At 70.4% G+C, this 13,009-nt stretch carries 13 protein-coding genes; 8 read left to right on the forward strand and 5 right to left on the reverse strand.

What is annotated here, in order from left to right:
- Nucleotides 1-41 precede the first annotated feature (41 nt).
- A complete protein-coding gene (locus ALLO2_RS04350; RefSeq protein ID WP_023840097.1) occupies nt 42-1,199 on the forward strand; it encodes a heparan-alpha-glucosaminide N-acetyltransferase domain-containing protein in 1,158 nt (385 codons plus the stop codon).
- A 150-nt stretch (nt 1,200-1,349) separates the two neighbouring features.
- Entirely contained in the window at nt 1,350-1,679 is a 330-nt protein-coding gene (locus ALLO2_RS04355; RefSeq protein ID WP_011438244.1) for a DUF6247 family protein, read from the forward strand.
- A gap of 188 nt (nt 1,680-1,867) precedes the next feature.
- Here ALLO2_RS04355 and ychF read toward each other — a convergent pair whose 3' ends face one another.
- The gene (gene ychF, locus ALLO2_RS04360; protein WP_035729877.1) at nt 1,868-2,944 is read right to left on the reverse strand and encodes a redox-regulated ATPase YchF; all 1,077 of its coding nucleotides are present in this window, start codon (nt 2,942-2,944) and stop codon (nt 1,868-1,870) included.
- Nucleotides 2,945-3,117: 173 nt separating this feature from the next.
- On the opposite strand from ychF, the gene rmuC reads away from it, so the two are divergent.
- The 3 genes from rmuC (at nt 3,118) to ALLO2_RS04375 (ending at nt 6,502) form a co-directional block, all read left to right on the forward strand.
- Nucleotides 3,118-4,599, forward strand: coding sequence for a DNA recombination protein RmuC (rmuC, locus tag ALLO2_RS04365; RefSeq protein WP_035729879.1), 1,482 nt, complete (start codon nt 3,118-3,120; stop codon nt 4,597-4,599).
- Nucleotides 4,600-4,715: 116 nt separating this feature from the next.
- Nucleotides 4,716-5,285, forward strand: coding sequence for a DUF6542 domain-containing protein (locus tag ALLO2_RS04370; RefSeq protein ID WP_369808124.1), 570 nt, complete (start codon nt 4,716-4,718; stop codon nt 5,283-5,285).
- 371 nt (nt 5,286-5,656) lie between these two features.
- The gene (locus ALLO2_RS04375) at nt 5,657-6,502 is read left to right on the forward strand and encodes a polysaccharide deacetylase family protein (protein ID WP_011438248.1); all 846 of its coding nucleotides are present in this window, start codon (nt 5,657-5,659) and stop codon (nt 6,500-6,502) included.
- Here the strand turns inward: ALLO2_RS04375 and ALLO2_RS04380 are convergent.
- A complete protein-coding gene (locus ALLO2_RS04380; protein WP_035729880.1) occupies nt 6,406-7,269 on the reverse strand; it encodes a sterol desaturase family protein in 864 nt (287 codons plus the stop codon). The two genes, ALLO2_RS04375 and ALLO2_RS04380, sit on opposite strands and share 97 nt — an antisense overlap.
- A 137-nt stretch (nt 7,270-7,406) precedes the next feature.
- Entirely contained in the window at nt 7,407-8,411 is a 1,005-nt protein-coding gene (gene glpX, locus ALLO2_RS04385) for a class II fructose-bisphosphatase (protein ID WP_035729881.1), read from the reverse strand.
- Between the two features lie 437 nt (nt 8,412-8,848).
- Here glpX and ALLO2_RS04390 point away from each other — a divergent pair, with 437 nt between their 5' ends.
- Nucleotides 8,849-9,424: a DUF4245 domain-containing protein gene (locus ALLO2_RS04390; RefSeq protein WP_198030941.1), complete on the forward strand. Its 576-nt coding sequence runs from the start codon at nt 8,849-8,851 to the stop codon at nt 9,422-9,424.
- Nucleotides 9,425-9,498: 74 nt separating this feature from the next.
- Here the strand turns inward: ALLO2_RS04390 and ALLO2_RS23090 are convergent, their stop codons facing one another.
- Nucleotides 9,499-9,810, reverse strand: a complete 312-nt coding sequence (locus ALLO2_RS23090) for a hypothetical protein (RefSeq protein ID WP_011438252.1) — start codon at nt 9,808-9,810, stop codon at nt 9,499-9,501.
- Between the two features lie 329 nt (nt 9,811-10,139).
- Between ALLO2_RS23090 and ALLO2_RS04400 the strand changes: the two genes are divergently transcribed.
- Entirely contained in the window at nt 10,140-10,409 is a 270-nt protein-coding gene (locus ALLO2_RS04400; protein ID WP_035729884.1) for an exodeoxyribonuclease VII small subunit, read from the forward strand.
- 77 nt (nt 10,410-10,486) lie between these two features.
- Here ALLO2_RS04400 and xseA read toward each other — a convergent pair whose 3' ends face one another.
- Nucleotides 10,487-11,701, reverse strand: coding sequence for an exodeoxyribonuclease VII large subunit (xseA, locus tag ALLO2_RS04405; protein ID WP_035729886.1), 1,215 nt, complete (start codon nt 11,699-11,701; stop codon nt 10,487-10,489).
- 180 nt (nt 11,702-11,881) lie between these two features.
- On the opposite strand from xseA, the gene ALLO2_RS04410 reads away from it, so the two are divergent.
- Nucleotides 11,882-12,841 (forward strand): 4-hydroxy-3-methylbut-2-enyl diphosphate reductase, encoded by a 960-nt coding sequence (locus ALLO2_RS04410; protein WP_035729888.1) that lies wholly within the window; start codon nt 11,882-11,884, stop codon nt 12,839-12,841.
- Nucleotides 12,842-13,009 lie beyond the last annotated feature (168 nt).

The raw sequence follows: 13,009 nt of genomic DNA on the forward strand, positions 1-13,009 counted from the left end.
CCCACCTCCGCCCGAAGACCAGTCTGAAGGGCGTGCCCGCGATGCTTCAGCCCCGTCACCCGCAGGCCGCCGGGGAAAGCCGCCTACGCGGAGTCGACGCGGCGCGGGGCCTCGCCCTGATCGGCATGGTCGCGACGCACATCTATCCCGCGGTCGGGGATGACGGGGCGGTGACCCCCGCGCATCTGCTCGCCGCCGGCCGGGCCTCGGCGGCCTTCGCGGTACTCGCCGGGGTGGCGCTGGCGCTGTCGACCGGCCGGCTGCCGGCGCCACAGGCGCGCGCGTCGACCGTGGCACGAGCGGTCTGCATCGGGACGATCGGCCTCGCCCTCGGCTACACCCACTCCGGCATCGCGGTGATCCTCTGTTACTACGCGCTGATGTTCATCCTGGCCGTGCCGCTGCTGCGGGCTCCGGTCGCAGCGCTGGTCGTCGTCACGGTGCTGGCGTTCGCNGTCGTCCCGGCCGCGGGCCTCCTCAGCCGGGACCATCTGCCACCCCCGACCCTTGCCGACCCGACCTTCGGCCGGGCGTTCACCCACCCGGTGAACCTGACTCTGGAGATGGGCTTCACCGGCTTCTATCCGGCGCTTGCCTGGCTCGGGTATCTCTGCGTGGGACTCGCGGTCGGCCGGCTGGATCTACGGTCCACGCGGGTCGCCGCCGCCCTGCTCGCGGGGGGTGGCACGATCGCCGCGGCGGCGTCGCTGGTCTCCTGGGCCCTGCTCCGGCACGCCGCGGGCATGGCCGCACTCGAATCCGTCGATCCCGTCGAGGTCGCGGGAGTCGGGCCGCTGCCGGTGCGGTCCATCCTCGACGCCGGGCTGTACGGCAGCACCCCGACGAACACCTGGTGGTGGCTGGCCGTCGACACCCCGCACTCGTCCACGCCCGTCGATCTGCTGCACACCGGCGCGGCCGCGATCGCCCTGCTCGGGTTCGTCCTGCTCCTGAGCCGGCTGCTGCCGCCCCTGATGCTGATCCCGCTCGTCGCCGTCGGATCGATGACGCTGACCCTCTACTGCACCCACGTGATCGTGATGTCCGCCTCCTTCCTCCCCGCGGATCCGACGCCGTCCTTTCTGCTCCAGGCGGCCGTAGCCCTGACCGTCGCCACCGCCTGGCGGGCGAGCGGGGCGCGAGGACCGGCCGAGGCGATCGTCGCCGCGGCCACCCGGGGCACCCGGCAGCTCGTTTAGCGCGGTGACCACGGCCGCCGGAGATCTTCAGGCCGCGGCCACAGCCTCGCTGTAGAGGCGGACGTTGATCCCAAAGCTACTTCCGGACTCGTATTCCTTCGCGGTCCGGCCATAGCGGTCGGGAGGCTGCGCCGGGCGAGAATCAATCTCATGAGTGCGGATGTCACGATCCCCTCGTACGGGGTACGCAACCGGGTTGAGCGCACCGGTCCGGCGGTCCGGGCCGCGCTCAGGCCTGACCATCGTGCCGAGTTCGAAGCCGAGTTCCACGCGGCGGCTGTCGAGGCCGACGACGCCCTTGACCTGGCGCCGCTGCACCGGGTCATTGACCGCTGGTGGCCTCAGGCCGTGCTTTGCGCCAACCCGGAGATCCAGGCGGGCATCGACGAGGACCGACGCCGCATTGCCGCCGGCGATCCGACCGTGATCGCCGAAATCTGGTACCCACCCGGCCATCCGCACCCGTCACGCACGGTCTGATGACTGCCTAAAACGTGACGATCAGTGGATAGCAACCTTCGGTGACGGTTGGAGACTCATCGTCTATACCATTGAAGATAGATAGATCATTATCACCGTGCTTCGCGTGATCTGGTTGAACGGCCGCGGTCTCAACAGGCATGTCGCCACGCGGTAGGTGCTTCTCATCACACGGGAACGGCCCCTGATCAGACGTTGAAGCGGAACTCCACGACGTCGCCGTCGGCCATCACGTAGTCCTTGCCCTCCATGCGCACCTTGCCGGCCGCGCGGGCGGCGGCCATCGAACCGGCCGCGATCAGGGCGTCGTACGAGACGATCTCGGCCTTGATGAAGCCGCGCTGGAAGTCGGTGTGGATGGCCCCGGCGGCCTCCGGCGCGGTCGCCCCGGCTCTGATGGTCCAGGCCCGGGCCTCCTTCGGGCCTGCCGTCAGGAACGTCTGGAGCCCCAGGGTGTGGAAACCGATCCGGGCCAGCTGGGCAAGGCCGCTCTCCTCCTGGCCGAGCGAGGCCAGCAGCTCCGCGGCGTCGGCCTCGTCGAGCTCGGCCAGTTCGGCCTCGACCTTGGCGCACAGCACGATCGCGTCCGCGGGCGCGACGGAGCCGACAAGTTCCTTGCGCCGACCGGGATCGGCGAGGACGTCCTCGTCGACGTTGAAGACGTAGAGGAAGGGCTTGGCGGTGAGCAGGAAAAGCTCCCGCAGGGCGTCGCGATCGATCTTCGGTTCCGAGGNCAGCGTGCGGCCGGCGTCAAGCACCTCGCGCGCGGCCTTCACCGCGGCCAGCAACGGCTGCTTCGCCTTGTCGGCACGGGCCTCCTTCTCCAGCTTCGGCAGGCGCGCGTCAACGGTCTGCAGATCGGCGAGGATCAGCTCGGTGTTGATCGTCTCGATGTCGTCGGCCGGGTCGACCCTGCCCTCGACGTGCACCACGTCGGGGTCGGAGAACACCCGGACGACCTGGCAGACCGCGTCGGACTCGCGGATGTTCGCGAGGAAGCGGTTACCCAGGCCCTGCCCCTCGGACGCGCCTCGGACCAGACCGGCGATGTCCACGAAGCTGACCGTGGCCGGCACCGTCCGGGCGCTGTCGTAGAGCTTCGCGAGCTCGCCGAGACGCGGATCGGGCACCCCGACCACGCCCACGTTCGGCTCGATCGTCGCGAACGGGTAGTTCGCGGCCAGCACCTCATTGCGCGTCAGGGCGTTGAACAACGTGGACTTGCCGACGTTGGGCAGCCCGACGATCCCGATCGACAAGCCCATGGCCGGTCAGTCTACGGACCTCACGGCTACGGACCTCACGGCTACAGGCCCCACGGCTACTAGGCCCCACGGCCGCTCGCCGGGAAGGGCCCGGCCGGGCAGCTTCCCGGCCGGGGACCGTCTCACCGCGAAACCGCGCGAAACTGTCGGAGGGCCGTGATTGCCTCTCTCCCGTGGACACGACCAGCGCGCTGCTGGCCCTGATCGGGCTGGCTCTCGGCGCCATGGGCGGATTCGCCGCCGCGCGCCGCTTCGCCGAGCCGCGGGTTGCCGCGCTCACGGCTGCGCACGCCACCGCCGTGCGGGAGCGCGACCAGGCCCGGGAGACCGCCGCCGCCGCTGCCGAGCGTGCGATGCTGGCCGAGTCGGACGTGTCCAGCCTGCGCACCGCGCTGGAGTACGAGCAGCGAGCGGCGGGCGAGCGGGTGGCGCTGGTCGAGCAGAGCCAGGACCGGCTTGCCGAGAGCTTCCGAGCGCTGTCCGCGCAGGCTCTGGAGGGCGCGAGCCGTCAGCTGGTAGAGCTGGCCTCCGCCCGGCTGGACGAGGCCGGCGCCCGCGCCCGCGGCGACCTCGACGCCCGTCGTTCGGCGGTCGAGAGCATGGTGACGCCGCTGCGGGAGGCTCTCGGGCGGATGGAGGACCGGCTGCGGGAGCTGGAGACCGCGCGCACTGAGGCCTACGCGGCACTCGTCGAGCAGGTGCGGTTCGCCCGCGAGGCGTCGGAGAACCTCCGGTCGCAGACCGCCGCGCTCGTGACCGTGCTGCGCCGGCCCCAGGCCCGCGGTGCCTGGGGCGAGATGCAGCTGCGCCGGGTGGCGGAGGTGGCCGGCATGCTCAACCGCTGCGACTTCACCGAGCAGATGACGATCCAGGGCGACGACGGCCCGCAACGGCCCGACATGGTCGTCCACCTTGCCGGTGGCCGCAACGTGGTCGTCGACGCGAAGGTTCCGCTCAGCGCGTTCCTGGAGGCCGCCGACACGACGGACGAGGAGCATCGCGCGCGCCGGATGGCCGCCCATGCCCGCCATCTGCGTGCGCATGTCGACGGCCTCGGCGCCAAGTCCTACTGGCGGCGGCTGCCGTCATCCCCGGAGTTCGTGGTGCTCTTCGTCCCCGCCGAGGCGTTCCTGGCCCCTGCCCTCGATCACGATCCCGGCCTGCTCGAACACGCCGCAGGCAAGAAGGTCATCATCGCCACCCCAACCACGCTGATCGCTATGCTGCGGACCATCGCCCACGCTTGGACTCAGGATGCGCTGACCGCACGGACGAAGGAGATCTTCGAGCTGGGTCGCGACCTCTACACCCGCCTCGGCACCCTGGGCGAACACGTCGATCGCCTCGGTCGCTCGCTCGGCCGGGCGGNGGGGGNCTTCAACGCCACCGTCGGCTCGTTGGAAAGCCGGGTGCTGACCCCCGCCCGCCGGCTCGCGGCCATGGAAGTCGTCGAGGCGGGGCTCCCCAGTCCGGTTCCGGTAGAGACCGGCGTGCGGCCGCTGTCCGCCGCCGAGCTCCTGAGGAGCACCGGGGAGGGCGCGACGACCGGGCGGGGTGGCGCCATGGAGGACCCCGGAATCGATGTCGGGTACCAGACCCCTGACGGCGCAGATCCGGCCAGATGGGACGCGAACGACCAGCATAAGGAGGATTAAGCAACGGAAAGCAGTGAGATCGACACCGAAAGCTCAAATGCGAGAGCCGATGCGCATGTCTGGTGCATCGCCCTGACGCATTGGAAATCTGCGGGCGGTACCTTGCCTTCGTGAGTGTGCCGCCTCACCGGCAGTCGGCCGGACCGCCGGGCAGATCCGCACGCGCTCGCGGGCATGATGATCTGTACGCTCGCAGCTCGCGCGGTCGGGCGAGTGGGCCGCCGCCCACGCTGTTCACGGGCAGCCGCCGGGGCCTCACCGCGCTCGGCACCGGCATCCTCGTCCTCGTCATCGGTGGGCTCGGTGCCATCGCGGACTCCGCGATCTTCGGTTCCCTGAAGTTCGCCTTCGGCGTGCTGTTCATCGGCTCGTGCGTCCTCGCCGCGGTCCGCGTGCATGCGGATGACCTCATCGGCGTGGTGATCATGCCGCCGCTCGCCTACGCGCTCATCACCCTCGGCGTCGGCTACCTGAACCCCGCGGCCGGGAACGGCGGCTCCGGCCTGCGCAACAAGGCCATCGATGTCGGCTCGGAGATGATCCTTCACGCTCCGATCCTGCTGACGGCCTTCATCCTGGTAGTCGTCATCGCGCTCTTCCGGGGTCGCCGCGCCCAAGTGGCGCGCCGCGAGCGGCAACGTTCCCTCGCGCAGTCGTCCGCCGAGCGCCGACGCCGGCCGCTGTAGCCCGGACCGCCGCTTCCCCACGCCGCTTCCCCACGCCAGGTCGGCCGTACCGCCACAACCACCCCACAAGCAAATCCATGCCATCAATAAAAACAATAAAAGGCATGTAGATGGAACGGCCGACGACAAACACCGGCAACGCGACGGAACCTATTGCCACAGCTCGTGCTAGATTCCATGCCGCATCACGCACCCACCGTTCAGGTGCACTTCCACTGGCATATCGGGTGCCGCATCCCCGGAGGCGGCGGACGTAGGGAGGCCCGCTTGTCGTGCACGTCTCACGCTTTCTCCGGCGAGCACGTCCCGTCCGTTGGTGAGCCGGTCGGGCCCCGGTGACCGCCAGTCCCTGCTCAGCGGGACGAACGCCGATGATCCCGATGTTGCGCTACCGGTCTCTCGACACGCAGCCGCCACGCGGCCCGCGACGTCGGCTAATCCCCTTCACGACCTTCATGCGGCACTGCGCCCTCATCGCCGCCTCCGGCCGGCAGGCGCTCACCGTGTCGAAATATGCCGCGTCCCTGCGCGCGGCCACCGCGCCGGCCAACCCGGTCATCATCACCTTCGACGACGGCGGCGTGGAAACCTTGAAGGCTCTCCGCCGACTGGCCGAGACGGGTCTGACGGCGACGGTATTCGTGACCAGTTCACGGGTCGGTGATCCGGGCTATTTCAACCGGACCGACCTGCATCGAATACGGGGTCTCGGGATAGAAATCGGCGGGTCCGGTCACACCGGACGGCGGCTGGACGAACTGGCGCGGACCGACGTGATCGCCGAACTGACGCTGTCGCGTCGCCGGCTGGCCGTGGCGACCGGGGACGAACCTCGCACGTTCGCCTACCCCCTCGGCGGATACGACCTGTCCGTACGCCAGCTTGTGATCTCGGCCGGCTACAGTTCGGCCTGCGCGGTACGCGACGTCCTCTCGCATCCCGCCGACGACCGCTTCGCCCTCGCCCGGTTGACCGTCGAGGCGAACACACCCGACAGCCGGCTTCGCGCGTGGTTGGAAGGCGTCGGGCGGCCCGCGCCGCCTCCCACGGTGCCACGGACCCACACCCATCGGCTTCGGCGCGCGGCCCGCCCGCCTGGTCTTTTCACCCCCAGGCTCGGTCAGCCCGATCCTGGCCCGGTGACCGGCACCGGGGACCCGGGCGGCCTCGCATCCCCCGACCTCAGCTGGCCATCACCGGCCCTGCCGGAGCACTGAGCAGTCCGAACAAACTGAGCAGTCCGAACAAACTGAGCAGACGGGGTGGCGGCAGGACGGCTGGCTGCGGTGGTACCCCGCCCGCGGGCGGTCGGCGAGAGTGCCACGGCGTCCCGCGGCGGATCGGTGCGCAGGGCCAGATCACCGAGCGGACTGGTCNCCCCGAGCCAGTACCGCTCGTTGCGGTAGTGGTGCAGACGATGCCCTCGCCACAGCCGCCGGTAGTAGGCCGTGCGCGGGGGGACCCGGGTATGGATGAGGAAATGCGTCCAGTCGTAGACGAGCGCACCCATCCCGAGGCAGAGCGCGCCGGTCGCCGCCCATGGCGGCCCGAGCAACGCAGGCGCCGCGACGGCGACGGTTCCGCTGATCACCTCGCGGGGGCGCAGGAACATCGTGTCGAGGTTGGTCGGATCGCGATGATGCTGCTCGTGCCCGTATCCGGCAAGTTGGTAACCGATCGATCCCAGCCGACCGCCCGGCCGGGCGTGGAGCAGTATCCGGTGCACACTCCACTCGACGAAGGGCTGCGCCGCCACGGCGGCCACCGCGACGCCGGTGTCCCGGATCCGCCACGGGCCTCGGACCACCCGCAGGACGGCAAGCGCCCCCACGCAACCAAGCAGAACGGGGGGCCGTGGATGGCGCAGGAACCTGCGTGCCGCACCCACCAGCGTCCGGACCTCCGCGGCGCTGCCGTGCGGTCCCGGGGGGTCGAGGCGCGCGAACACCCTCGCGGGGACGGACGGTCGCGGGTAGTGCACCATGCGACCACCTCCCGACCAGATCGGAGTCGGAACGGACCAGGAACAGCATGGAAACTGTACGGAACTCCGACCGGACCGGCGACTTGGATCGAAGCTGCGACCGGGACAGCGGCGGCTCAGAACGGGACAGCGGCGGCTCAGAACGGAACGGTGGAGTACGCCTGCAGCTTGGTGAGCTGATGCTGGCTGTCCACCCGGCGGATGGTGCCCGAGCGTGACCGCATCACCAGCGAGGACGTGTTTGCCCCGCCCGGCCGGTACCGCACCCCGGCGAGCAGTTCGCCGTCCGTGATGCCGGTCGCCACGAAGAAGACGTTGTCACTGTCGACGAGGTCCCGGGTGGACAGTACCCGGGCCGGGTCGCCCCCGAGGTCGGCAACCTTGCGATACTCCGCGTCGTCCCGCGGCCACAGCCGGCCCTGGATCACTCCACCCAGGCAGGTCACGGCGCAGGCCGTGATGATCCCCTCGGGAGTGCCGCCGATCCCCAGCAGCAGGTCCACGCCGGTGTCCGCCGAGGCAGCCATCACCGCTCCGGCGACGTCGCCGTCGGAGATCAGCTTAACCCGGGCGCCGGCCGCCCTGATCTGCTCGACCAGTTGGCTGTGCCGGGGCCGGTCCAAGACCACCACGGTGACGTCCCGCGGGAGGATCTCCTTGGCCTTCGCCACGGCGCGGATGTTGTCCTCCACCGAGGCCGCGATATCCACCNCCCCGGCCGCCTCCGGGCCGGTGACCAGCTTCTCCATGTAGAAACACGCGCTCGCGTCGTACATCGAGCCACGCTCGCTGACCGCCATGACCGAGATGGCGTTATTCATCCCCTTAGAGGTCAGCGTCGTACCGTCCACGGGATCCACGGCGACGTCGCATTCGGGGCCCTCGCCCGAACCGACCACCTCGCCGTTGAACAGCATGGGGGCCTCGTCCTTCTCCCCCTCGCCGATCACGACGACCCCGCGCATCGAGACGGTGCCGACCAGTCGACGCATCGCGTCGACGGCGGCCCCGTCCGCGCCGTTCTTGTCGCCACGGCCGACCCAGCGCGCCGCGGCGAGCGCGGCTGCCTCGGTTACCCGGACGAGTTCGAGCGCGAGGTTGCGATCCGGAGCCTGCCCTTGCACGGCCAGCGTGTCGGGCACGGACGAGGCGTCGGAAGGCCTGGAGGCGGAGGATTCAGCAGTGGAAGACACGGCCCCGAGCCTAGTTCGGGAGCCCCGTCGGCGCCCGAACTAGGCCCGGAGTGACGCCGAATATACCTCCATGNCCCTATCCCGCCGCGAAGGTGCGCCCGCGGCCGTCCGGCAAATCCGGCCTGTCGTCGACACGACATCTCGAATCCGCCGAAGAGGCACGCAACCTTCAACCCGGTGCGCGCGTCCAACGGAGCATCGGGCAGCCGTCACGCGGAGGGGGCGTGACGGCTGCCCGGCAGGCCCCGATCTGGCCGGTTTCTCGCCCCGCACTCCCCGATAAGGCCCTCCAGCCGGGCGAGAGTCTGAACACACCACCACCCCCGCGAGCCGCCCAGACGTGGTCCGGGTGCCCATTCGGGGGTTCGGACCTGGAAGATGGGGACGTGGCACGACGACGCGGTCAGGAAACGATCAGAGACATGGCGCTCTCTCTCGCCGTGGTCATGGCGNGNGTCCTGCTCTTNGTCGTCTTCGTCATGCCCCGCGGAGGCGACGAGCCCGCGGTCAAGGTCGTCGCGACGAGTGAGCCGATGGCGGCGTTCGCCCGCCAGGCGCCCTACTCCCCGCTCGGGCCGGCTGGCCTGCCCTCCTCCTGGAAGCCGACCTCCATCCGCCTGACGCTGCCCACCGGTGGTGGCGATGGTGGTCCCGCCGAGGCGACGATCGGCTACGTCGTCGATCGGCCCGACCATCGGACGTTCGCCCGCTTCGTCGAGAGCAACGCTCCCACCGCGGTCCAGCGGATCCTGGGGAACCGACCGGCCAACGGCACGGTCGATGTGGAAGGCGTCGCCTGGCAGCAGCGCCGGGACGGCGATGGGCATCTCGCGCTCACCCGAACCGACGGCGACGTCACCGTGATCGTGGATGACGGAGGCGGCAAAGGCGGGGCGAATCAGGCCGATCTGGTCACCCTCGCCGCGTCACTGCGACCGGTCGTTCCCGCCGCCACGAACTGATCGGGCCGCCGGTACGGGCCCGGTCGATGCAAGCCGCCCGGTCGATGCAAGCCGCCCGGTCAGCGCGAACCCGGTCAGCGCTGGACGGCGGCCGCGATGACGGGAGGCCGTGCGGGCGCGACGGCCGTTGCGGCCGGTGGCTGGCCCCCACCCTCCAGAGCGGTGGCGGCGGGGATGAGAATCGCCATGCCGATGACCAGCCCGGCCGCCCGACGTAGCAGCGGGCCCGTCGCCGGCATCCGCCATCCGAGGTGGGCGCCGCCAACCCGCGTCCCGATCATCCCACCCCTCGGCACGGCGCCCACGGCGGCAACCGAAGGCGGAGCGTGCTCTCGGGCGAGGTCGCCGAGAGGTCTGCGACGAGGCGTCGGGCGTAGCGCGGGCATTGCTACCTCCGGACTGGATGTCCTACGGGTAACGGCCGGTGTGCCAGGCCGGTCTGGTCCGTCTCGGACCGCGACCGGCCTGAAACGCCATGCAGTGACCTTGTACTATGGATCTCCACCGGACCGGCCGGGTTCAGCCATGATTGTTCCTTGTTGGATATCATGTTGGTCAGGCGGAGGGGAAATCGCCACGCCGGCGCCTCCTAGCCGCCGGGTCGCCCAACGGTGGATGCCGGGTCGGGACCGACCCGAAACCGCGCGGTCACGGATTGAGCGGACATCGTTATAGAGGATTGTGGAAGATAGAGGGTTGTGGAGGCGGCACGGAGGTGGCCATGCCCGAAGCATTCAACGACGGCCCTACCGGTCACACATCGGGCTCCGCCGATGTCCTCCCGCCGGGCGTCCCGGCCCCACCGGTCACCTACGAGGTCGCGCGGGCCGAACTCGAGGAGGTCGTCCGCCGGCTGGAGGCCGGCGGGGNGAGTTTGGAGGAGTCACTGATCCTCTGGGAACGGGGCGAGGGGCTCGCCAAGACCTGTCAGGCACTGCTCGACGGCGCCCGCGCTCGACTGGCCGCGGCGACTCCACTCTCCTGAGCGTCTCCTGATCTCCTGGACGTCTCCTGATCTCCTGAGCGAGCGGCCCCTCCAGCCGACCGGGCCGCCGGGCCTGCTCAGCCGTCCACGACCGTCGCGCGCAGCGTTCCGCCCGCCACCCGGATGGCGAGCCCGTCCCCGGCCGCAACCTCGGCAGGTCCGCGCACAACCGCACCATCCACGGTGCGCTGCACCACGGCGTACCCGCGGTCGAGGGTCGCCGCCGGCGACAGCGCGCGCATCCGGGCGCGGGTGGCGGCCAGATCGTTCCCGGTCACATCTATCACGTGGCGGACGCAGCGGCGCGAACGGGCGAGGAGCGCCGACACGTCGTCCGCTCTGCGGTCCACGTCGCGCGTGGGCGTTGCGAGCACGGGGCGTCCCCGGGTGTCCGCCAGCCAACGTTCCTCCCGGTCGAGTCGGTGCTCGACGACCCGCCGGGCCCGGGCCCGCAGCTGGGCGACCGCGATCGCCTGCTCACCGACGTCCGGCACCACCCTCTTCGCCGCGTCCGTCGGCGTGGAGGCGCGGACGTCGGCGACGAAATCGAGCAAAGGGGTGTCCTGCTCGTGTCCGATTGCCGACACCACCGGGGTACACGCGGCCACGACAGCCCGCAGCAGCGCCTCGTCGGAGAAGGGCAGCAGATCCTCCAGCGACCCGCCGCCACGAGCGATGACGATCACTTCCACCTCGGCGCGCGCGTCGAGTTCCCGCAGCGCGTCGATGACCTGGGCGACCGCGAGAGGCCCCTGGACGGCCACCTCTCGTAACACGATGCGCACCGCCGGCCAGCGACGGCGCGCGTTCTCGACCACGTCCCGCTCCGCCGCGCTGGCCCGCCCGGTGATCAGACCGACGGCCGCCGGGAGGAACGGAGGACGCCGCTTACGGGACGCGGCGAACAGCCCCTCGGCCGCCAGCGTGGCCTTGAGCTGTTCGAGCCGGGCCAGCAGCGCACCGGCGCCGAGCGGGCGAATCTCAACAACCGCAAGGGCCAGCGTGCCTCGGCCGGGGTGGAACGACGGCTTGCCCCACACCACGACGCGGGCCCCGTCGACGAGCGCCGGCCCCACCGCGTCGCACACCGCGCGCGGGCAGGTGACCCGCAGGGACACGTCGGCGACCGGGTCCCGCAGGGTGAGGAAGACCGTTCCCATCCCGGGACGGCGAACGATCCCGGTCNCCTGCCCCTCGACCCACACCCGCCCCAGCCGGTTGATCCAGTCTCCCAGCGCGCGCGACACGCTGCGGACCGGCAGCGGCTGTTCCGGGGACGATGTCAGTGCCACCCGGGCACCGTAACCTCGCCCACAACCACGCCCCACAACCACGCCCCACAGCCTCACCCCACAGCCTCACCCCACAACGGTCGGCGGCCCTCCCCACGGCCGGACCGGACGATGTCGCCATCGGGTGATGCATCGCCTAGCCGACTTCCCGGCCGCCCGCCGCCGCGTAGACTCCCACCCATGGGCCGGGTCCTTCTTGCCAAACCGCGCGGCTACTGCGCTGGTGTCGATCGAGCCGTCGTGACCGTGGAGAAAGCACTAGAGCTGTACGGTTCACCGGTCTACGTACGCAAACAAATCGTTCACAACCTTCATGTCGTGAAGACGCTGGAGGCCAAGGGCGCGATCTTCGTGGACGAAACCGACGAGGTGCCGCACGGCGCCACCGTCGTGTTTTCAGCCCACGGAGTGGCACCAACGGTGCACGAAGAGGCGGCGGTGCGCGAGCTCCGCACAATCGACGCCACGTGCCCTCTGGTCACCAAGGTGCATTCTGAAGCCAGGCGGTTCGCCCGTGAGGACTACGACATCCTCCTCATCGGCCACGAGGGCCACGAGGAGGTCGTCGGCACCACCGGGCAGGCTCCGGACCGCATCCACCTCGTGGACGGGCCCGAGGACGCCGCCGGNGTGAAGGTCCGCGATCCGGAGCGGGTGGCTTTCCTCTCCCAGACCACACTGTCCGTCGACGAGACGATGACGACGGTTGACGCGCTGCGCGAGCGCTTCCCGCATCTGCAGGGTCCACCGAGCGACGACATCTGCTACGCCACGCAGAACCGCCAGGTCGCCGTCAAGGAGATCGCCGGCGCGGTCGACCTGGTCATCGTCGTCGGCTCGCGGAACTCCTCGAACTCGGTCCGGTTGGTCGAGGTCGCGCTCGACGCCGGCGCCCCGGCCGCCTACCTCGTGGACGACTCCACCGAGGTGGACCTGAGCTGGTTCGATGGTGTCGAGACCGTCGGGGTCACCAGTGGCGCATCGGTGCCGGAGGAACTCGTCACCGGCGTGATGGCCTGGCTCGCCGAGCGGGGCTTCACCGATGTGGAGGAGGTCACGTCCGCGGACGAGCACCTTCTCTTCGCGTTGCCGCCGGAGCTTCGCCGGGAGATGCGTACCCGCGAGCGCGCCGCCGGCTGAGCCCGGACCGCCCCTCACACCAGACTCGTCGGAGCCACCCTTCCCCGCATTGCGCCGAAGCCCCGACGTTCCCCTCAGGAACCTCGCCGAAGGCAAGGTGACGGAGACCCCGAACGGCCCCCTATAGCAGGGGTCCCGACATGTCCTAAGGTCGGCCCTGGGGCCGCG

It is taken from the genome of Frankia sp. Allo2, from assembly GCF_000733325.1.
GTDB lineage: Bacteria > Actinomycetota > Actinomycetes > Frankiales > Frankiaceae > Frankia > Frankia casuarinae.

Coding starts and splice junctions, on each gene's coding strand:
- ALLO2_RS23090 (WP_011438252.1), bottom strand. CDS start 9,810: ATGCCCGCGCTACGCCCGACGCCTCGTCGCAGACCTCTCGGCGACCTC.
- ALLO2_RS04375 (WP_011438248.1), top strand. CDS start 5,657: ATGATCCCGATGTTGCGCTACCGGTCTCTCGACACGCAGCCGCCACGC.
- ALLO2_RS04355 (WP_011438244.1), top strand. CDS start 1,350: ATGAGTGCGGATGTCACGATCCCCTCGTACGGGGTACGCAACCGGGTT.